Here is a 16800-nt window from a genome sequence, read left to right as displayed (position 1 = left end):
TAAAATTACTTCGTCCGAATTAGTGTGGGCATCCGAATACTAGTCAAACGCCAGCGACCGCGCCGAACACCTCGACGACCGCCGACCGCCCGCCGTGCTTCCACACCCAATCAATCGGCATCGGCCACCCGAGCGCGTGCTGTACCGAGTCGTCGGCGGCGATGAGCGCGAAGACGACGACGGCTACCCGGTGACGCCGCGGCCAGTATTCGGACCACGCCGGGCGGAAGGGAGCGAGTATCACCACCGCGTTCGCGGCGAGCGTCAGCGTCGCGCCGATAACGGGATAGCGCGGCCACACCAGCCCGAAGGCGACGACGCCGCCGAGGATGCCGCTCAGGACTATCCACGGCTCCCTGTCGCGGTGGTCGTCCCACACGATGAGGACCGGCACGAGCGCCGCCAGCAGCATCGTCACGTAGTGGTGCGGCAGGGCCGCGTTGCCGTCGGGAACGACGTGATACGGAAACATCACGGCTGTTGCTCCTCACTGTCGACAGCGTCGGCGTCCTCGACGCGAGGGCCGTACACCGCGTCGGCCATCGCCTGCTCGCTCTCCTTGCCCGGCGGAGCCTTGTACGGGAGCTTCGACGCGACCCACCGACCGAAGCCCTCGATGCGCTCCATGCCGTACCGGGTCGGGACCGCCATACCTGCCACGAGGCAGAGAACGGCGAGTGCGAGAGACTGTGCATCTGGGGTCGGAATCTGTGAGAGTTGTAGTGCTATCATGCGGTGTTGCCCGTGAAAGTCCACTTCACGTAATCGCTACTGCTGGTGTCCGTCTCGTAGTGCAGTACGAACCCGTCGATGTGGCCGTTTCCGTCGAAGGTGTAGTTCTCGACGTAGGTTCTTCCCCGGCTGGGACTCCACTCGTTGCCGCTGTCGAATACTCCAGCCGTCGCGGAACCCGAGACGTAGGAGTTCGTGAGTGAAACGGTCGTGCTGTAGATGCCGGTGCTACCGGGGTCCAGCGTGCCGCTCTCGTCGGTCGGCGTCCCGAGGTGCGCGTCAGCGTCCCCGGCGTGTGACGAGAGGGCCGACGCCGCGCCGGTCTGGTCGTCGGTGACGTTGTGGGGGTTGTCAGTCCGTCCCTCGTGCGTGCTTACCTCGCCGTCGACATACGGACGAGTCGCCACGCGGTTGCCCTGCTCGTAGAGGTCGGCGTCGACGGCCTCGGCGGTCATCGCGTCGAAGTCGAGACGGAATAGTTGCCGCTGGTCGTCGTACCGTTGCCAGCGGATGTGATTATCGGTCGCGTGCCATAGCGTCTCGATTCCGGTACCAGACGCCTCTATCTTGTTGAGGGCCGTGATGTTGCCCATTTCGAGGTGTAACGGTCCCTCGATGATGCGAACCTCTCCGTTGGGCGTGATGCGGAGCATCTTACTCCACGACGCCGCCGAGTCGTCATAGTGCCGGATACGGAAGTCGTCTTGGTACTTCCGCACGCCCCACTTGTCGGCGGTGTCGCTCTCCTCGGTCGCGTTGGTACCTCGGAGGTGCAGTCCCCGGTAGTCGTCTCCCACCTCGATGTTGCGGGCGAGGTCGAGGGCGGTCCCGTTGACGCGGAGGTTCGACGCCAGCGCCAGCGCGAGGCCCTGCGTGCCGTCCTCGGTCAGCGGGTCCGAGACGGTCACGGGGTCGTGATGGTCGGCGGCAGAGACGCCCGCGATGTTGTCGTGCGAGATGGCCGACTCGTCTACCGCGAGGTCGTTGTTGCCGTCGACGGTGAGCGCGTTGCCGATTGCGAGGGCGAGTGCCTGTCCCGAGCGCGTCAGCGGGGCCGAGACGGTCACGGGGTCGTGATGGTCGGCGGGTGCCACGTTGTTGAGCTGGTCGTGGCTGATGTAGCCGGTCACGTCCCACGTCGACCCGTCGTAGACCTTCGCCTCACCCTGTCCGTCTGCACCGCCGTCCGTGTCGTACCACGAATCGCCCTTCTCGGGGTTGGCGGGTTCGGCGGCCTGCACGTAGTCCCAGCCGCCGCCAGCGGATGCTTGGAGGAACGGCATTACTCGCCTCCCTCCTCGCTCTCGACGGTGCGAACGGTCGACAGTACGCGCTCCTCGATGAGTCGAAGCCGGGGCAGGACGCCCCGCAGGTGGCTGTCCTCGCCGGTGACGAGCTGGCGGGTGCGCTTGCTCCGGGTGGTGTTGGCCTGCACCTGCTGGAGTACCTGCCGGACCGCCGCGGCGACGTAGGTTGCCGCCGCCGCCGTCACGATAGCCGCCGCTTGCACGACGTAGCCGGTGATGGGGTCCATCAGCGGCCACCTCCCGAGAGAGACGCCCCGAGCTGTGCGTAGGGTGCCAGCACCCACAACAGCGCGAGGAGTCCGATTGCTCCAGCGGCGAGCTTGAGGTTCCGACCGCCAGCGCCGCCGAGGTCGAGGCCGCCGCCGCCGTCCCCGTTGGAGTCGTCACCGGGAGGCTCCGGCGTCGGTACGTGTCCCTCTGCGACCGTCAGTACAGCCGACTCCGTGCCCGTCTCCATGCCGCTACCGGGCAGTCTGACGTTGGCCTCAATCTCGACTTCGCCGCCGTCCTCTGGGGCCGTGAACGTCGCCGTGTACGTCTCGTCGCGGGTGCCTACCTCGGTCGTCGTGTGGCACATCGGCCCCTTCGTCCGGGTCGCTCCGTCCGGGCCGTGAAAGTCCACCTCGATAGTGTAGCCCGGCGGTGCGAGGCCGCATTTGTCGCCGTCCCACGGGTTGATGTAGGCCGCGCCGTTGGAAACGAGCGCGTCCACCTCGAAGGACTCGCCGGGGTCCACATGGTCCGGCACGTCGACGCGGCGCAAGATGATGTTGCCGCCCTTCGTCTCCGTCATGCTTGCGCCCCCTCGAAGATGATGCCCACGCCGTCACCGGCGCTGTTGGTCTTGATGTGCAGGTCTGCGGTCGTGGTGCCCTCCCAGCCGAATACGTTGCCGGGGTCGGTCAGCGGTACGAACTGCTCGGCGGCGTCTCCGAGGTACACGTCGCCGCTGTTGCCGGGAAGGTAGACGATGAGCGCCGCGCCCCCGTCCGGTATCGTCAGGTCCGGCAGTTGCTCCGGGTCGGTCCCCGAGGTCGTCACCGTCTGGATGGTCGCACCGTCGGGGTTGCTGACCGCGGCCTCAATCGACTTCTGCCGCTTCTCGTTGCTGGGGGCCTGCGGGTTGCCGTCCTCGTCTTGGACGTTCAGTATGTCCTCCACTCTGCCGTTAGAGTAGATGGTCACTCGCCGCTCACCTCCCAGCCGATAGGTTGGACTGTGTACGTGCGGGTCGTCGTGTCCGAGAGGTTGCGGCAGTAGACGGTAAGACGGCTCTCGAACCGCTTTGCCGGGATGAACGTCGGCACCATATCGTCTATGTCCGTCGGCGGGATGGGCGACGGGCCGTAGACGCGCTGGCCGTCCATCCACACCTCGTAAGACGAGTCCGGGTGCTTGCTCATCGCGAGGAACGGCAGGACGAACTCGGTGATACGCTGGCGCGGCTCGAAGGTGACGACGAGCTGTTGTCCGGGGTCCAGCTCGCGGGTGATGGGGTCGTTGTACCCCACGTCGCCGGGTTCAGGCTTCGGGATGACCGTCACGCCTGACCGCCCTCCTGCTTGATTCGCTGGCGCTGAGTCTCTACCTCGGCGTCGTCCATGTCCTCGACGACAGCCTCAGTTTCCGGCATGGGCACCTCCTCGCTGACTGGCGATGAGTCCGGCCAGCGCGACTACGATACCGACGGCCTCGGGGTTCTGCTCGATGGTCGCTCGGAGCTGTGCCGGGATGCCCTGCTGGTGGCCGCCGTCGCCTCGGTCGTCAGGCTGACGGGGCGCGTTGGGCGGTGTGGCTCCCTCGGAGTTGTCCGGGTCGGCGTCGTTGACGCCTCCCGAATCCGTGCTGTCGTCAGGTCCGGGGACGTTAACCTGACCGTCCCCGTCGCCATCGAGGACGTTGGGGCCGTCCTCGTTGTTGGCGTCCGGGTCGTCGCCGTAGTGGTCCGAGGGCATCCCGCCCTCGTAGTCGTCCGTGGTCGTCTCGCTCTCGTCAGGGTAGCCGATGCGCTGGCCGCTGACGGTGATTCCGCCGAACTCCTCGGCGGCCTGTATCTGTCGGTCGGTCGGTTCCCCGCCGTACCGCAGATTGTTGCTGAGACTACTGCGGAGGGCGTCGAGGCTGATGCCGTTGGACGCTACGGGGTTGTCGTCGCCGTCGGAGTCGTCCCCGATGCTCACACCCGTCGCTGTCCGAGGAGCTGGAGTCCGTCGACGTGTCCGACCCGTTCACCGCCTCGTCCCAGCTACTCGTATCGTCGTCGTAGATGGGCGCGTTGCCGCTGTCGTCGTCGGCGGTGTTGACTCCCGTTTCGGTGTTGGTGATGCTCCCGTCGTCCTCGATGACCATATCATCCCTCTCAGCCACCCATTGCTCCATCCCGTTGAGTTCGCTCATCGGCTATCACCGTCGCTGAAAGCCTCGTAAACGAGTGCGAGGAACAGTAGGATGTTGATGAGCTGGGCGGCCATCATCACATCGTCTTGGCTCCAGCCGGACCGCTCGACGGTCGCCGTCAGCGGGCCGTTCGTCTGACTGTTGCTCCCCGGTACGGACTCGTCGCTGTCGGCGTCGGTCGCCTCGAAAGTGACCGATTGCTCGAAGTCCTCGCCGGGGGTGCTGTCGCTCTCCCATATCGGCGTGTAATCGCTCGAAAATGGCATTGTGAGACTCCTACGCCTGCCCCATCGCCGCCTTGATTGCGGCGGTGAGGCCACGCACCTCACTCGACCCCCGCATGACCGGGACGTTGAGTAGGGCGTTGGTCGGTTCGGTGCCGTCGCCGTCGTTGTCGGTCCATCGGACCGTGTACGGTGCATCGAGGTACGCGATAACCTCCATATCAGCGCCGAGCCACGGGTGCATCTGACTGTCGGTGAGTCGCAGGTACTCGGGTTGCTCCAGCTGGGGTGCGGCGTTGACCAGACCGAGGTTAGCGGAGTACAACCGCTGGCTCTGCTTGGTCGACTCGCCCGGCGCTCGCTTCCGAAGCTCCAGAGAGGCCGCGTCTCCGGCGATGTAGTAGACGTGAACGTTGCTGTTGGTGTTGGGGTCCGTCACGTCGATGGTGTCGGCGTCGTAGTCCACGGCGTCCGGGGTGCCGTAGTACGTGCCGTCGAGCCACACGACGACCGACTGAGTAACCGGACTGTCCACGAGGTCGTGCGTGAGGCTGAACGTCTCGGAGTCGCCCGCGCTCCCGTCGCTGGTGAACTTCTCGTACGCCGGGATTGCGACTTTGAAGGGGTTGTCGCGCCCCTGTCGGATGTAGTGCGCCGTATCGACTCGGTAGGTGCCGATTTCAGACCGCTGGCCCTGCGAGTTGACCGACGTGTCCATCTTCTCCGGGGTGATGTGCCCCGGCTGGCGGGTCGTCTGCTCCAGTCGCTCGGCTAGCTCTGCCTCCATGAGTTACCGGCTCCGTTGCTCCACGGCGGCGGAGTCGATGAACGCCTGAGACTCCGACCAGTCGATTTGTGCCGCCGAATCACACATCAGGTACGCCGTGTCGATGTCGCGCACGTCGACGTACGGGGTGGGTTCTCCGGCCTTCGAGGGGTGCGACTCGGGGAACTGGAGAGTGAGCTTGCAGGCGTCGATGTTGTCGACGTTGCGTTGCTCGGTGATGGATAGCGTCACGTACTGGTCGATGGACTCGACCACCTCGGAGACGACCAGCTGGCCCGTGTGCCCGTTGGGTTCGATGACGAGGTACAGCGTGGTGTTGACCGGGAGCGGGTCGCCGTTGCTGTCGCGCAGGTCGAGATACAGGGGGAGGCCCTGCATCTCACCGCGTGCGATTTGGTTCAGGATTCGGAGGAACTGGCCGCGCTCCGGCGAGATTTCGAGGATGGGCGTCGGGACCGGACTCGACGGGGCGTTTTGAACCGGAGTGACCGCCTCCGCACTCTTGCCCTTCGACGCGTAGAGGTCTTGTCCCATCAGTTACCCTCCATCACGCGGGTTCGGAGTGCTTCGAGGGTGTGGACGCCGCCGCCGATAGCGACCTTGCGGCCCGCGCCGCCGTAGACAGCGCCGCCCGCCGCGACGGTCAGGCCGTAAGCCTCGTCGGGGAGGTCCTTGCCCATCTTGTTCTCGACGCCGTGCTTGACGAGTGCCGGTGCAGCGAATCCACCCATCACGAGGGCTACGTCCATGACGTACTCCTCGGATGCGAGGGTCGACATTGCATTACTAAAATCCATGCAACCCTACGCACGACTCCTCTACCCATCAAATACCGACGAACTGAAGAAGTACGATAGCAACCTGTGGCTTGCCCGGACTGTCCGAGCCAGTCAGAGGTCGGCCATGTCCATCAGCGCCCGGACCGCCTCGGCGTTGCACGGGGTACTACCGGGACGGTCCTTGCCGATACGTTCCTGTATCCGCTCGAAGCGTTTGGCGTCGTCTCCGTAGAGTGTTATTTGTGTCCTCATGCGCTGTACTCCGGCATTTGGAGGTGGTTGCCCTGACTCCCGTAGTGCGTGCTTTCCATGTTGACGTGCTGAGTGTTGATACGGCGGATTTCGCCGTCGTTGTTGCTGTATATCCACTCGCTACCGATGGTGTGGCCGTCCTCGTCGGTATGCTTCTGGAGCGTGGTCGGCGTCTCGCGGTCCGACGGCAACAGCTCGTCGGTCAGAGTCGACGCCGGGACGTTGGCCGCCGGGTTGTGCAGGTTGTCGGGGTACTCCACGTCGACGGCCCCGAGGTCGCCGCCCCGGAACCCGCCTAGAATCCGCTCCTGACATTGCGTACTCACGGTCAGGTCTATCTCCGCGAGTCGCTGAGTCACCCACATGGATGACGTGCCCTCGCCTCTCCCGGTCGTCGCTATCTCCTTGATGGGTTCGGGCAGTTTGACCTGCTGGGGTGCGACGAAGTGGGCCTCATCCACAACTACCAGCTCATCGCGCCGGAGCGTCCTCGACGCCGCCGCAATCTTGGTACAGACCTGCCGCCACTCGTCGGTAGTCACTTGGTGGTGACGCTCCAAGACGAGCATCGGATTTTCGTCGAGGATTGCCCGCCAGTCGTCCACGGAGAAGTGCAGTTCTCGCGGCCCAACTATCCAATGCGCGGCGTATCCTGCTTTGACGAGTCCCCGGTACTCTCCGCAGTAGTCCAGCACCGTGAGGGCGGCGTACGTATCGGCGTCGGCTACGTTCGTCTCCATCCACGCCTGAGCGTGGAACGACTTGCCCCAGCCGCTCTGTGCCGCCAGTAGCAGACTACTCACGCCTCGGTATCCTCCTCGGCGGCGTCAGCGGTCGTCAGCCGGATAGTCTCGCCCTGTGCCGTGCCGACCGTCTGCGCGTCTCCCTCGGCCAGCGCGGTCAGGTCCACCTCCCGAAGTATCGCGTGGTCTGGCCGGTCGTCGCGGTCGCCGGTCGCCGTCGACGCCCCGTGCATCTCGATGGCGGCGACGAGTCCGGCGACCAGCAGGCCGACGCCGATTGCCTCCAGCACGTCGCCTCGGGTGGCCCTCATTGCAGGCCCTCCGTGTTGGCGCGGATGGCCGCCTCGGTCGCCTCGCTCGCTCCGGCGAGTATGTCGGTCAGGGCGGTGGCGCGGTCGAACTCGACTACCTCCGCCTCGAAGCGAGAGAGTGAGATGCCCCACGTATTGACGGTGTGGGCGTCGGCCAGCGAACGGTCCGAGTGCATCGAGTCGGCCCCGTTCGCCCGGTACGTGTCGGCCCATCGCTCTATCTGTGCGTCCCACTCCTCGGGCGTCATCTCGGCGTAGTGAGCGAGTTGGGCGGCTTCCTCGCCGTCCAGCTCCTCGGGGCCGCATTGCCGAATCCACACCTCAGACAGCGACGGACCGCCGGGGCCGTAGCCGTCCACGAGGTCGATAATCTCGGCTACCCGCTCCTCTTTGTCGAGTCGGTCCACGTCGTCGGCGGCCTCGACGCCGAGGGTGTCGCGCTGGTCCATGACTGCCGCCCGTTGCTCCGTCTGGATTTCGGCCAGCACGTCAGCGAGCGCGCGGATACGGTCGCTTTCGTGGGGGTTGGTGAGTTCGGCCTTTGCCTCTCGCGCCTGCTTGAGTTTGTCCATCATCGTCAGAAGTTGAGTGCGTCCGTCAGTTCGCCGCTGAGGGCGTCCATTGCGTCTTTTGCGAGGTCCGTTTCAGTCAGGATGACCACCAGAGCGATGCCGAGAGTTCCGAGGGCGAGTGCCTGCCCCGGCGGTATATCCTGACCGACGCCGGACTGAGCCAGCCACTCGTCTACCTGCTGGTCCAGCTCGACAGGCGGGGCGCGGGCCAGCTCCTCTATGTCCTCGGCAGTCTTGCCCGTCTCGCCGTCGCTCTGCTCGGCCACTTCCCCGAGGACGAGTGCCAGCATCGTCACGTACTGGTCCCCCCACGACTCGCCTTCGATGCCTTCGAGGGGGTCGGGCATCTCGTCGGCCTGCTCGTCGCCGTCGTCGGTCGCCTCGTCGCCGTCGTCGTCGGCTTGGTCGTCAGACTGAGCGCCCGCCTCGGCCTCTATCTCCTCGGAGTCGATACCGAGTGCATCGAGGTCCACGTCGGCTTTCTCCTCGCCCTCGATTTCGGGGCGGTCGTCCTCCTCGACGGACTCGCTCTCCGGGCCGTCCTCCGCGTCGACCGGGGCCGCGCCGGGGTCGGACTCGTCGGTATCGGCCTCACTCATCCCACGTCACGCCTCCGTCTGCGTCGGCGGCGTCGTCGCGGTCGTCGCGGTCGCGGTCGCCGTCGCCGTCGCCGTCGGCAACCTCGCTCTCTATCTCGACGGGTTCGCTCGTCTCCTCGCTCTCTCTGGTCGCCATGATTGCGAGCAAAGCGAGCAACCCGACAGCGGCCAGCGCCTTGCCGATAGGGACGCCTCGCCCGCCGCCTTGATTCGCCTGATTCTGCTTGCTTCGGTCGCTCTCTGTCTGCTTCTCGCCGCTCTCCTGTTGCTGTATCGCCTGCTGTTGCTGGTACTCGTCGGCTTGGTCCATGTCTGAGGTGGTCGTCTGCTGGTCGTCGCCTTGCTCGTCCGGGTCGGATTCCGGCGCCTCGGCCTGCTCTCCGTCTGCTTCTTGCTGGTCGTCGCCTTGCTCGTCCGGGTCGTCGTCCTCTGTCTGTGCCTCCACGTCGGCTTTGAGGGCGTCCCAGTCGTGCTGTTGGTCGCTCTTTGCGTTGATGTGGGACCGGATGGACGCGAGAGACGCGCCCCCGGTGTGGTCGCACCCCTCTACGGGGCAGTAGTATGGCTGTTTCATCAGTAATCGAGTAGTCCCCCGCTGTCGGGGTATGCCTCTTTCTTCGCTTCTGCGGCGGCCTCCTGCAACTCTCTGTCAGCGTTGTGTCCCGTCACCTCGTTGGGCTGGAGTCGGTCGGTGAAGGCTTCCGCCACCTCCTCGGCGGTCGCCGCGTCGTCTGTCTCGACTATCTCCATCGGCCCGGCGGGGCCGGTCAGCCTGACGACCCATACGCCACGGCTGGGACTGTCGAGAGAGACGGAGTGCGGGCCGCCGCTCCACGTCGTGCCCTGCTGTCTCCACGCGGTCGGGGCCGTCTCGTTGCCCGCGTCGTCTGCTCCGGTGAGAGTCACCTGTTTTTCTTCGGCGGCTTCCTCGCTCTCCACCCCTACCGAGAGTGTGCCCTGTTGCTCGGCGGCGAACTGCTGGGCGCTCTCCGGGCCGTCCTCCGCGTCGACCGGGGCCGCGCCGGGGTCGGACTCGTCGGAGTCTGCGAAGTGGTCGAGCGTCCTCACTATCGGGATGTTGCCGGGCATCGCGTCGGCGGCGTCGAGGAGCGTGTGCAGGCGGTCGGGGTGCATCTCGTCTTGGCCGTTCGCCTCCCGAATCCGGTTGATGGCCCGCCACGCTTGCCGGGCGTTGATGGTCGATTCTCTCACCTGCGAGATGGCCGCCTCCAGCTCCCGTATCGCGCCTTTGTAGCCGGTCCAGCTCTTGCGGAGTGCCCCGGCTACCTCGGGCCGTAGCTCCATCTCGGGGTACTCGTCGCCGCCGACCGTCACCAGCTCGGTTTGCTCGCCCTCGTCGTCGCGGTCGTCGTCGAGGAACTGTGCCACCTCATCCTCGGAGTAGCCGCAGACGTTTTGAAGGAACTCGCACGCCTCGGGGTCGCCGTTCTCACACCCGCCTTCGGCGTGGTCGCACCCTTCCTTTCGCGCTCGGCGGGCGGCCCGGCCCGCCTTCTCCTCGACGCTCTCCGTACGCCGTTGGTCGCCGGACTCCCGGCCAGCTCGTTGCATCACCTCTCGATGCTCGTCCACCGTCAGCGTGCCGTCGTAGTAGCTCGTCCAGTCCTCGACGCCCTCGGCCTGCGCGATGCCCTTTACCGACCGGGCGTGCCCCTCGTTGGCGCGAGGTTGCGAGTAGTCGAGACGGTCGCGCTCGGCGTCAGATAGCGGTACCTGACCGGGGCCGCTGGACCGCTCGCCTTTGCCGTCCTCGGCCCGCAGGCGCTCGTCCTCTAACACGGCGTCGGGCGTGTCGGAGACGTACGCGACGGTCAACAGCCGCCGGTCGTCGTCTACCGGGCACAGGTAGTCCTCTCGTCTCTCTCGCGCCGCGTCGGCGGCGTCTTTACTTCCATACTCAATTCGCTCAGTCACTTCAGTAAGGTCCTCCGCGAGAACGGACGGACTTACTAGAAATAAAACCTGTTGATAAATTGATAATTAAGCAAGCAAAAAGAATGCAGTAGCCGACTGACTACGTATCTCTTTGCTGGTGAGTGTCCGCAACTACCGTGCAACTCTGAACGACGTGCCGCGGATAGTCACGCTTCGCACGACGGCGTGCGTCGCGTCGGTCTTCTGCTTTGACTTGGATGTGCGTCCGGGAGTTCGAGGCAGGGTTGTCAAGCGTCACCCGGTACGTTCCGCTCGCAGACTGCTCACGCATCTGCCCTCACACCTCCCTTCGCGGGGTCGTGCCGGGAGTACGGGCGGACGTGGACGGCCATATAGTCGCTCGGCGGAATCCCGTTCTGGAGGTGGACGTATCCGCGCTTCTCCAACCGACGGAGAAGGCGGTGAGCGTCGGTCTGGTCGATGTTGTCGACGGCCTGTGCCAGCGCTCGCTTGGCCGTTTCGCCCCGCACGATACCGCTCTTGGTTCGCTTCTTGCACAGCGTCCGGTACGCAACAGCGAGGTCGCGGTTGTCGGGGTCAGCGTAGGGTTCGAGTCCGCCGTCTTCACTCGGCTGGTTGACCTGCTGGCGGACGTACTTTTCGAGGTCGGCACTCATGTTGTCGACCTGCTCCTTGAACTGCTCTTTCAGGTGCGTAGGGAGCCGGAACGTGATTTTGTCGTTCCCGCTCTCCTCGTGCAGTTGGTTCCCGCCGGTCATGTCTGACTAGACACCTCCTCGTAAGACGTGGCGAAATCCCCATACGGCGCGCTGACAGCCGACGGGAATAGTACTTGTAGGACAGGGGGGCGGGGGGGTCGCCGGAAGGTCTCGCGCTAGGGCGGGTGCGTGTGTGCGCGTCATCGGCGGCCCTCCGTCTTCTCTCGGGCGTCGGCCAGCAGGTTCCCGATAGTGCCGGGCGACCGACCGGACAGCCGTGCGTACTCCCGAACGCCGAGGCTCCCGAGGTCGCAGGTGAGGAAGGCGTCGAGTTCGGCAGGAGTAAGGTGGTCGTAAGCGGTCGGGTCGTCGTCGAGGCGGAGCCATGCTGGTGGCGCTGGGTACTGACGCCCCGTGTCGAGATGGGTCACGACGATGCCGCCACGGACCCACTGCCACCACAGAGAGGCGACGTGAGCGCACCATCCGCTGTGGAACTTGTAGCCCGCGCAGTCGCACTCGGCGGCGAGTGTGCGGCCTGTGAGTGCCCACAGAACGCGGTGGTAGTCGTCGCCGTCGGACAGGCTGACGATGCGCTCGGCGTCGTTCACAGCGCCGCCCTCGTCGTCCTCCTGCTGTGCGCGTTGCCACGCCGTCGACAGCGTCCAGTCGGCGGGCATGGAGAGCGTCGACGGCCCGCCCAGCATACCGGGCAGGTCGTCGCTTGCCTGCCAGCTACGGTCGGCGCGACTCATGGCCGACAGCCTCCCTCGTCGAGCGCCGGACAGCGTTTCAACTCGCGGTCGATGACGAAGCCGCAGATGGTACAGACTTCCCCGAGGTGGGCGTCAGCCGCGTGGCTCACGCTGACCACCTCGTTGAAGTGAAAAAGCGGCATAGAGGGCCGCTTTCCTTTATTTTGGAGTGGGACCGCCGAGGAATCAAATACCCTCGTGGGCAACCGCTCCGACGGTGCGAACGTGCCGAAACAAAGTGTGGTGGGTTCATCGTCTCAGTCTTCCAGTTGTAGGTTCTCGATGTATGGCCGACGGCGTTGCTCCAACCGCTGACGTGCCGTCGCCTTGTCGTAGTACGATTCAATCACTTCGAGCGTTGCGTTCACGCGCTCCCCGACGACTTCCGCCGGGAGGCCCATGTCCCGTTGCCACGTGATACTGCCCGTTCTGACCCGATGCGGCGACACCGACGACGGACACTTACTCGCATGGTGGACGTGGACGAACTCGCAGGTATCTCGCTCCATCCCGTGCGGACACAGCTCGTGCAAACACGGCTGGGTAGCGAGATAGCACCAGACGCGCAGGGTGTTCTCCGCCGGTCGGCCCTGAACCGTCGTGAAAAGCGGCTGTCGCCCGTCGTCGTGGGCCTCAGTCCGGTACTGGTCGACGTACGTATCCAGCACCTCGCACACCGACGGCGGCAAGCCTACCGCTCGCTCGCCGTCGCTGTCGTTCTTCAGCGGCGTACCCGAACCCGGACGGTGGCGGAACTCGACATACTGCTCCTCGCTGTGGTAGTCTCGAAGGTCCAGCGAACGAGCCGCGCCGACGCGACAGCCCGTGAACCAAAGCAGTTCCAGCAGGGCGTGCTTGTCCGTCCCTCGACGCTCCGGGTTCTCTCGGAACGACTGGATGAGCGCGTAGGCGTCGCCCTGCTCAAGCATCTCGTCGTTCGTGTCTTCGCCGTCGGGGACGCCCGGAACGTGGACCTTCTCGGGGAGGCCGTCGTCGACCACCTCGATGCGGGCCAGATACTCCAGCCAGTTCTTGAACGTTTGCATCTCGGCGTTCAGCGTCACCGCCGAGACGCCCGCCGACCGGCGGTGAGTCTCGTACTCGTCGAGCGTCCAGCCGTCGAGGTCGCGCATATCCTCGATGCCTCCCTCGTCGTCGGCCCACTCGACGAAGTGCTTCAGTCGGTAGTGCCACGACTTGATGGACGACGCCGACGCCTCGGTGCGTCGGTGGTCGAGATAGCGGTCCCTCGCCTCACGCGGCGAGAGTGACGGCGGGCCGGTCACTTCCACTCGACCCCCTCAACGTCGACCTTCGAGCGGGCGCGGCCCAACAGGTTGCCGACAGTCCCCGGCTTCCGCCCGGTGTGTCGCCCATACTCCCGAACGCCGAAGCCGCCGAGTTCGACTGCTTCGTACACCTCTCGCTCTGCTTCCGTGAGCGGCGATAGGTCCGGCTCGAAGTCCCGTAGCTGTGCCTGCGCCGCGGTCATGCTCTCGTCTCGCTGGTCGGCGGCGTCGCCTCGACCGCGTCGGGCACGACCATACCGGCGGTCGTGTCGGACACCGCCATCTCTCGGCGCTCGTCGTCCGCAACGCGGCGCTTGAGGCAGGTCCGGTCGGTACCGTAGCTCTGTACCCGAACCTCCGAGATGGTGGACACCCGGTGCGGTGGGACCTTCACTCGCTCGCCGTCCCACTGCCGGACCGCAACCCACCCACTGCTCAGGGTGTAGTAGTCGGCCACGAACACCGGACCCTCAGAAGCGAGCTGAACGACGGCGGGCGTGTAGCTCCCCGGCAGGTCCTCCGGGTCGACGGCGTCACCGCTCATGGGCCGTCCTCCGCGTCGTCACTCTTTTGCTGGCCGCTACCGTCGTCCGATTCGGGGGCCTTGAGGCTACTGGACATAGTTTAGGCGGCCCCCTTCTCAGATTCTTCCGTCCGGTGGTTCTCGTCCGTACACAGCACCGTCTCCGGGCACTCAAATGGTGAGTCCGTCGCCTGTCGAATGATGTGGCGGACGTACTCTGAGTACCCCATCTCGTGCCTCTCTGCTTCTCTCTGTATGTCTTGGTCCATCTCAAGCGGCATCGAGATAGACACTGATAGGCTTCTCTGAGCCATGCGTTAATTAGCAATTACTCGCTGAGTCATATATAGTTTACGCAGTGGCTAAAAATCACTACTGCGTCTCAGAAGACTCTCCCGGCACTATCATACCCCCAGAGATTGATAATTAACCAATAATGCGATACTCGGGAGATTGGATGGTGCTTGCGGACGACAGAATCCTAGAATATATTCGTGAGAAGGATTCTGGCCGTCCAAAAGAGATGAAAGACAGTGGCTACGTCAGATACACCCGGTCCTATATTTCGAAGCGGTGTAAGAAGTTGGTTGAGCATCGTTTACTTCGGGATTTAGGAAATGGAGTCTACACAATTACAGAGCGAGGAGAACGCTACTTAGACGGCGAGATAGATACGTCCGAAGATGCACCGGATGAAGTAAAATCCTTCGTCGATGAGAACGGCCCCAGCGCTGGCGAGAACCACGAGCAAGCCTGAATGATGGACGGGAGAAAGTCGGCTTACTGGATGGAACAGTTGGACGAGCGTATCATGGAGTTCATCCGCTCCGAGGGATGGGCCTCACCACGCCTGCTCGAAAGTGAACGCGGCTTCAGCGCCTCCGAGAGCCGAATCCGCGAGCGGTGCATGTGTCTACACTACGCCGGGTTTATCGAGCCGATTCATGGAGATATGTACGACCTGACGAGCGAGGGTATTCTGTACCTGAAGGGCGACCTCGACGCTGAACACTATCCCGAACCCAAGCCGAGCAAGGTATTCAAAGACCGTTTCGCAACGCCCTCTAACTGGTCGCACGCGAGTGTAAAGCCGTATTGGTAGAATGTTATGAATTGGTCTTTCAATAGGCTCCCCTCAATAAATACAGGTATAATAGTCAGCTTTGTACTTATTTTTGGCAGTGTGGGCGCTTTTACTACTGCTCTATTCTATTTGACGCCTCTTCCGACAGTATCCGTACTTCGCGCCGTTGGGATTTTTAGTAGCGTTATCCTCTCTTTTGCTCTTTTAGTGGTGTATATTCAAATGGCCAGTGAGCAATCAACACAAACTCAAGCAGTAGCTAAGCAAGCAAAACTACAAGAACAAGTTATAGCGATACAAGAAAGGCAATCAGATATCTTAGATAACCAGACAGAATTAATGAGGTCAGAGCGTGCACCATTTGATAACTATTGAAGATTATTTTGCCATAGAAAATCGGTTATTTGTGGTATTGTCGAATTACGGTGATGCCTTGGCAAAAAACCCCAAGTTAGAGGTGATTGTACGTGGCGTTGTTGAGTCAGAGAATACGGGTAGTGGGAAAGGAAAATATGTCACAGAGGTATTGAAAAACGGTTACAGATGGGTTTTTGATGCCTTTGACCCGACCGGATAGAATCAGCACTGGTGATGAAGTTCTACAAGCCAAGGAATTGAATCAGACTTTCGCAGGTCCGGTGTATATTGATATCGCCTCAGATGAGATGACGCTTGACAAATTCCCTTATAGTGTTGATGATTGGATAGCAGAAGGCTATTCTGCACTTGTGATGCAAGTAATTGTTTTACACTGAGTATACTTATCCGATTTCTGGTCATGTGAAACGAGCTATCAAACCACAATATATAGAGTTAGAATACGGAATGAGCTTTGAGGAAGCAATTGAACACGGAATAAACGCATATGGCCCAGGAATATGGAATGATGAGACAGAATTCGTTATGAATGGATGGGCAAAAGCAACACACAGTCGATAGGGAGTAAGTTTGGCAGAGACTTATTCTGATAAAATTCACCAAACCTCCTCGCACGATAGCCCTCAGTTAGCTTTATGATGCCTAGTGGATGGCTCTAGCGACCCCATCTGGACTACCTCGGCGCTTTCGTCGCCGCCCTCTAGGAAGTCGACTTTGCCCCGCTCTCGTCGAATCGCCTCCGGGCTGAACTCTCCGAGGTAGTGCTTCCTGAACGTGTCCCAGTCCTCCCAGCCACCGAAGGACATCACGACCGACGGAATCACGCCCTGCTCTAGTAGGTACGTGCCCCACGTCCGCCGGAGGTCATGAACGTCGAGGTACTGCCAGCCGCGGTCGTCCGTCTCGGCCTCCAGGGCGTCGGCGGCGCGTCGGACCCAGCGGTAGACCGTCGACCCCGCCACGTCTATCAGCGGCTCGTCGTCGTCCTGCTGGTACGCCAGCGTCTCCGCGATGGTCACAACCTCCTTCGGTACGGGCGGCTCTCGGTACTTGTCTCGCTTCGCGTAGCTCTCCCACACGCGGATGTGGTCGCCGGTCGGACCGTCGACGAGGTCTTGCGGGCACACCTCGACGATTTCCGAGCGCCGCAGTCCGACCCGACCGGCGAGCAGGAAGGCTAACCGCTGGTGCGGCGTCTCGGCCTGCTCGATGAATCGCGTCAGTTCGTCGTCCGACAGCCACACCCGCTTACCGTCGTCGTTGTCGTAGTCCTTCAGCCTCATGCACTCGTTCCCCAGTTCTATTGCAAAACATCTAGTTTTTTTCGGTGAACTCGGGGGTCAGCAGGGGTCAGATAGAGCGAGATTGCACCAGAATGGCGGGTTCTCGGGCACCGGATTTGGGTATCGTGCGTTGGTCAGTACAAAAGAGGGTCATTCGGCCCATTCTCTTG

At 63.1% G+C, this 16800-nt stretch carries 31 protein-coding genes; 3 read left to right on the top strand and 28 right to left on the bottom strand.

Translation table 11 applies throughout. The features are described from left to right. Positions 1-43: 43 nt before the first annotated feature. The 27 genes from NJQ44_RS15245 to NJQ44_RS15115 form a co-directional block, all read right to left on the bottom strand. Entirely contained in the window at positions 44-472 is a 429-nt protein-coding gene (locus NJQ44_RS15245; RefSeq protein WP_254272180.1) for a hypothetical protein, read from the bottom strand. Next, positions 472-732: a hypothetical protein gene (locus NJQ44_RS15240; protein WP_254272179.1), complete on the bottom strand. Its 261-nt coding sequence runs from the start codon at positions 730-732 to the stop codon at positions 472-474. Before NJQ44_RS15240 ends, NJQ44_RS15245 begins: the two co-directional genes overlap by 1 nt. Next, positions 729-2015: a hypothetical protein gene (locus NJQ44_RS15235; protein ID WP_254272196.1), complete on the bottom strand. Its 1287-nt coding sequence runs from the start codon at positions 2013-2015 to the stop codon at positions 729-731. The genes NJQ44_RS15240 and NJQ44_RS15235 overlap by 4 nt, the downstream gene beginning before the upstream one ends. Then, positions 2015-2266: a hypothetical protein gene (locus NJQ44_RS15230; protein WP_254272195.1), complete on the bottom strand. Its 252-nt coding sequence runs from the start codon at positions 2264-2266 to the stop codon at positions 2015-2017. The genes NJQ44_RS15235 and NJQ44_RS15230 overlap by 1 nt, the downstream gene beginning before the upstream one ends. Further along, positions 2266-2832, bottom strand: coding sequence for a hypothetical protein (locus tag NJQ44_RS15225; RefSeq protein ID WP_254272194.1), 567 nt, complete (start codon positions 2830-2832; stop codon positions 2266-2268). The genes NJQ44_RS15230 and NJQ44_RS15225 overlap by 1 nt, the downstream gene beginning before the upstream one ends. Further along, on the bottom strand, positions 2829-3224 hold the full coding sequence (locus NJQ44_RS15220; RefSeq protein ID WP_254272193.1) for a hypothetical protein: 396 nt from the start codon (positions 3222-3224) through the stop codon (positions 2829-2831). Before NJQ44_RS15220 ends, NJQ44_RS15225 begins: the two co-directional genes overlap by 4 nt. Then, complete coding sequence (locus tag NJQ44_RS15215; protein ID WP_254272171.1) at positions 3221-3583, bottom strand: hypothetical protein; 363 nt, start codon at positions 3581-3583, stop codon at positions 3221-3223. The genes NJQ44_RS15220 and NJQ44_RS15215 overlap by 4 nt, the downstream gene beginning before the upstream one ends. A 75-nt stretch (positions 3584-3658) precedes the next feature. After that, positions 3659-4219 (bottom strand): hypothetical protein, encoded by a 561-nt coding sequence (locus NJQ44_RS15210; RefSeq protein WP_254272192.1) that lies wholly within the window; start codon positions 4217-4219, stop codon positions 3659-3661. Then, a complete protein-coding gene (locus NJQ44_RS15205; protein WP_254272191.1) occupies positions 4140-4436 on the bottom strand; it encodes a hypothetical protein in 297 nt (98 codons plus the stop codon). Before NJQ44_RS15205 ends, NJQ44_RS15210 begins: the two co-directional genes overlap by 80 nt. Next, positions 4433-4702, bottom strand: a complete 270-nt coding sequence (locus NJQ44_RS15200) for a hypothetical protein (RefSeq protein ID WP_254272168.1) — start codon at positions 4700-4702, stop codon at positions 4433-4435. The genes NJQ44_RS15205 and NJQ44_RS15200 overlap by 4 nt, the downstream gene beginning before the upstream one ends. Before the next feature lie 10 nt (positions 4703-4712). Continuing rightward, entirely contained in the window at positions 4713-5447 is a 735-nt protein-coding gene (locus NJQ44_RS15195; RefSeq protein ID WP_254272167.1) for a hypothetical protein, read from the bottom strand. A gap of 3 nt (positions 5448-5450) precedes the next feature. After that, positions 5451-5981 (bottom strand): hypothetical protein, encoded by a 531-nt coding sequence (locus tag NJQ44_RS15190; RefSeq protein ID WP_254272166.1) that lies wholly within the window; start codon positions 5979-5981, stop codon positions 5451-5453. After that, positions 5981-6226 (bottom strand): hypothetical protein, encoded by a 246-nt coding sequence (locus tag NJQ44_RS15185; RefSeq protein WP_254272165.1) that lies wholly within the window; start codon positions 6224-6226, stop codon positions 5981-5983. The genes NJQ44_RS15190 and NJQ44_RS15185 overlap by 1 nt, the downstream gene beginning before the upstream one ends. Before the next feature lie 111 nt (positions 6227-6337). Then, positions 6338-6478: a hypothetical protein gene (locus NJQ44_RS15180; protein ID WP_254272164.1), complete on the bottom strand. Its 141-nt coding sequence runs from the start codon at positions 6476-6478 to the stop codon at positions 6338-6340. Continuing rightward, positions 6475-7281 carry an ATP-binding protein gene (locus NJQ44_RS15175; protein WP_254272163.1) on the bottom strand — a complete coding sequence of 269 codons (807 nt, stop codon included), beginning with the start codon at positions 7279-7281 and terminating at the stop codon, positions 6475-6477. The genes NJQ44_RS15180 and NJQ44_RS15175 overlap by 4 nt, the downstream gene beginning before the upstream one ends. Next, entirely contained in the window at positions 7278-7532 is a 255-nt protein-coding gene (locus NJQ44_RS15170; RefSeq protein ID WP_254272162.1) for a hypothetical protein, read from the bottom strand. Before NJQ44_RS15170 ends, NJQ44_RS15175 begins: the two co-directional genes overlap by 4 nt. Further along, entirely contained in the window at positions 7529-8107 is a 579-nt protein-coding gene (locus NJQ44_RS15165; protein WP_254272161.1) for a hypothetical protein, read from the bottom strand. The genes NJQ44_RS15170 and NJQ44_RS15165 overlap by 4 nt, the downstream gene beginning before the upstream one ends. A 2-nt stretch (positions 8108-8109) precedes the next feature. Continuing rightward, complete coding sequence (locus tag NJQ44_RS15160) at positions 8110-8703, bottom strand: hypothetical protein (protein WP_254272160.1); 594 nt, start codon at positions 8701-8703, stop codon at positions 8110-8112. Then, positions 8696-9277, bottom strand: a complete 582-nt coding sequence (locus NJQ44_RS15155) for a hypothetical protein (protein WP_254272159.1) — start codon at positions 9275-9277, stop codon at positions 8696-8698. Before NJQ44_RS15155 ends, NJQ44_RS15160 begins: the two co-directional genes overlap by 8 nt. Continuing rightward, positions 9277-10638, bottom strand: a complete 1362-nt coding sequence (locus NJQ44_RS15150) for a hypothetical protein (protein WP_254272158.1) — start codon at positions 10636-10638, stop codon at positions 9277-9279. Before NJQ44_RS15150 ends, NJQ44_RS15155 begins: the two co-directional genes overlap by 1 nt. Before the next feature lie 284 nt (positions 10639-10922). Beyond that, positions 10923-11378 carry a hypothetical protein gene (locus NJQ44_RS15145; RefSeq protein ID WP_254272157.1) on the bottom strand — a complete coding sequence of 152 codons (456 nt, stop codon included), beginning with the start codon at positions 11376-11378 and terminating at the stop codon, positions 10923-10925. A gap of 140 nt (positions 11379-11518) precedes the next feature. Continuing rightward, positions 11519-12073 carry an SWIM zinc finger family protein gene (locus NJQ44_RS15140; RefSeq protein WP_254272156.1) on the bottom strand — a complete coding sequence of 185 codons (555 nt, stop codon included), beginning with the start codon at positions 12071-12073 and terminating at the stop codon, positions 11519-11521. Beyond that, on the bottom strand, positions 12070-12216 hold the full coding sequence (locus tag NJQ44_RS15135) for a hypothetical protein (protein WP_254272155.1): 147 nt from the start codon (positions 12214-12216) through the stop codon (positions 12070-12072). Before NJQ44_RS15135 ends, NJQ44_RS15140 begins: the two co-directional genes overlap by 4 nt. A gap of 114 nt (positions 12217-12330) precedes the next feature. Further along, positions 12331-13359, bottom strand: coding sequence for a tyrosine-type recombinase/integrase (locus NJQ44_RS15130; protein WP_254274686.1), 1029 nt, complete (start codon positions 13357-13359; stop codon positions 12331-12333). Further along, entirely contained in the window at positions 13356-13565 is a 210-nt protein-coding gene (locus NJQ44_RS15125) for a sigma factor-like helix-turn-helix DNA-binding protein (RefSeq protein ID WP_254272189.1), read from the bottom strand. The genes NJQ44_RS15130 and NJQ44_RS15125 overlap by 4 nt, the downstream gene beginning before the upstream one ends. Beyond that, complete coding sequence (locus tag NJQ44_RS15120) at positions 13562-13906, bottom strand: hypothetical protein (protein WP_254272188.1); 345 nt, start codon at positions 13904-13906, stop codon at positions 13562-13564. Before NJQ44_RS15120 ends, NJQ44_RS15125 begins: the two co-directional genes overlap by 4 nt. 80 nt (positions 13907-13986) lie before the next feature. Then, the gene (locus tag NJQ44_RS15115) at positions 13987-14154 is read right to left on the bottom strand and encodes a CopG family transcriptional regulator (RefSeq protein ID WP_254272187.1); all 168 of its coding nucleotides are present in this window, start codon (positions 14152-14154) and stop codon (positions 13987-13989) included. Positions 14155-14321: 167 nt separating this feature from the next. Between NJQ44_RS15115 and NJQ44_RS15110 the strand changes: the two genes are divergently transcribed. The 3 genes from NJQ44_RS15110 to NJQ44_RS15100 all read left to right on the top strand — a co-directional run bounded on the left by NJQ44_RS15110 (position 14322) and on the right by NJQ44_RS15100 (position 15546). Continuing rightward, positions 14322-14642: a MarR family transcriptional regulator gene (locus NJQ44_RS15110; RefSeq protein ID WP_254272186.1), complete on the top strand. Its 321-nt coding sequence runs from the start codon at positions 14322-14324 to the stop codon at positions 14640-14642. Positions 14643-14696: 54 nt separating this feature from the next. Then, positions 14697-14987, top strand: a complete 291-nt coding sequence (locus tag NJQ44_RS15105; RefSeq protein ID WP_254272185.1) for a hypothetical protein — start codon at positions 14697-14699, stop codon at positions 14985-14987. Between the two features lie 334 nt (positions 14988-15321). Continuing rightward, a complete protein-coding gene (locus NJQ44_RS15100; RefSeq protein ID WP_254272184.1) occupies positions 15322-15546 on the top strand; it encodes a hypothetical protein in 225 nt (74 codons plus the stop codon). 424 nt (positions 15547-15970) lie between these two features. On the opposite strand, the gene NJQ44_RS15095 is transcribed toward NJQ44_RS15100, so the two are convergent. After that, entirely contained in the window at positions 15971-16630 is a 660-nt protein-coding gene (locus NJQ44_RS15095) for a site-specific integrase (RefSeq protein ID WP_254272183.1), read from the bottom strand. Between the last annotated feature and the right edge of the window lie 170 nt (positions 16631-16800).

The organism is Haloarcula marina (genome assembly GCF_024218775.1).
In the GTDB taxonomy this organism is placed as follows: domain Archaea; phylum Halobacteriota; class Halobacteria; order Halobacteriales; family Haloarculaceae; genus Haloarcula; species Haloarcula marina.
Note: the sequence above shows the minus strand (reverse complement) of the source record. Positions and strands in the feature narration are given on the sequence as shown.

Coding starts and splice junctions, on each gene's coding strand:
- NJQ44_RS15245 (WP_254272180.1), bottom strand. CDS start 472: ATGTTTCCGTATCACGTCGTTCCCGACGGCAACGCGGCCCTGCCGCAC.
- NJQ44_RS15240 (WP_254272179.1), bottom strand. CDS start 732: ATGATAGCACTACAACTCTCACAGATTCCGACCCCAGATGCACAGTCT.
- NJQ44_RS15235 (WP_254272196.1), bottom strand. CDS start 2,015: ATGCCGTTCCTCCAAGCATCCGCTGGCGGCGGCTGGGACTACGTGCAG.
- NJQ44_RS15230 (WP_254272195.1), bottom strand. CDS start 2,266: ATGGACCCCATCACCGGCTACGTCGTGCAAGCGGCGGCTATCGTGACG.
- NJQ44_RS15225 (WP_254272194.1), bottom strand. CDS start 2,832: ATGACGGAGACGAAGGGCGGCAACATCATCTTGCGCCGCGTCGACGTG.
- NJQ44_RS15205 (WP_254272191.1), bottom strand. CDS start 4,436: ATGAGCGAACTCAACGGGATGGAGCAATGGGTGGCTGAGAGGGATGAT.
- NJQ44_RS15200 (WP_254272168.1), bottom strand. CDS start 4,702: ATGCCATTTTCGAGCGATTACACGCCGATATGGGAGAGCGACAGCACC.
- NJQ44_RS15195 (WP_254272167.1), bottom strand. CDS start 5,447: ATGGAGGCAGAGCTAGCCGAGCGACTGGAGCAGACGACCCGCCAGCCG.
- NJQ44_RS15190 (WP_254272166.1), bottom strand. CDS start 5,981: ATGGGACAAGACCTCTACGCGTCGAAGGGCAAGAGTGCGGAGGCGGTC.
- NJQ44_RS15185 (WP_254272165.1), bottom strand. CDS start 6,226: ATGTCGACCCTCGCATCCGAGGAGTACGTCATGGACGTAGCCCTCGTG.
- NJQ44_RS15180 (WP_254272164.1), bottom strand. CDS start 6,478: ATGAGGACACAAATAACACTCTACGGAGACGACGCCAAACGCTTCGAG.
- NJQ44_RS15170 (WP_254272162.1), bottom strand. CDS start 7,532: ATGAGGGCCACCCGAGGCGACGTGCTGGAGGCAATCGGCGTCGGCCTG.
- NJQ44_RS15165 (WP_254272161.1), bottom strand. CDS start 8,107: ATGATGGACAAACTCAAGCAGGCGCGAGAGGCAAAGGCCGAACTCACC.
- NJQ44_RS15160 (WP_254272160.1), bottom strand. CDS start 8,703: ATGAGTGAGGCCGATACCGACGAGTCCGACCCCGGCGCGGCCCCGGTC.
- NJQ44_RS15155 (WP_254272159.1), bottom strand. CDS start 9,277: ATGAAACAGCCATACTACTGCCCCGTAGAGGGGTGCGACCACACCGGG.
- NJQ44_RS15145 (WP_254272157.1), bottom strand. CDS start 11,378: ATGACCGGCGGGAACCAACTGCACGAGGAGAGCGGGAACGACAAAATC.
- NJQ44_RS15140 (WP_254272156.1), bottom strand. CDS start 12,073: ATGAGTCGCGCCGACCGTAGCTGGCAGGCAAGCGACGACCTGCCCGGT.
- NJQ44_RS15135 (WP_254272155.1), bottom strand. CDS start 12,216: ATGCCGCTTTTTCACTTCAACGAGGTGGTCAGCGTGAGCCACGCGGCT.
- NJQ44_RS15125 (WP_254272189.1), bottom strand. CDS start 13,565: ATGACCGCGGCGCAGGCACAGCTACGGGACTTCGAGCCGGACCTATCG.
- NJQ44_RS15120 (WP_254272188.1), bottom strand. CDS start 13,906: ATGAGCGGTGACGCCGTCGACCCGGAGGACCTGCCGGGGAGCTACACG.
- NJQ44_RS15115 (WP_254272187.1), bottom strand. CDS start 14,154: ATGGACCAAGACATACAGAGAGAAGCAGAGAGGCACGAGATGGGGTAC.
- NJQ44_RS15110 (WP_254272186.1), top strand. CDS start 14,322: ATGCGATACTCGGGAGATTGGATGGTGCTTGCGGACGACAGAATCCTA.
- NJQ44_RS15105 (WP_254272185.1), top strand. CDS start 14,697: ATGGAGTTCATCCGCTCCGAGGGATGGGCCTCACCACGCCTGCTCGAA.
- NJQ44_RS15095 (WP_254272183.1), bottom strand. CDS start 16,630: ATGAGGCTGAAGGACTACGACAACGACGACGGTAAGCGGGTGTGGCTG.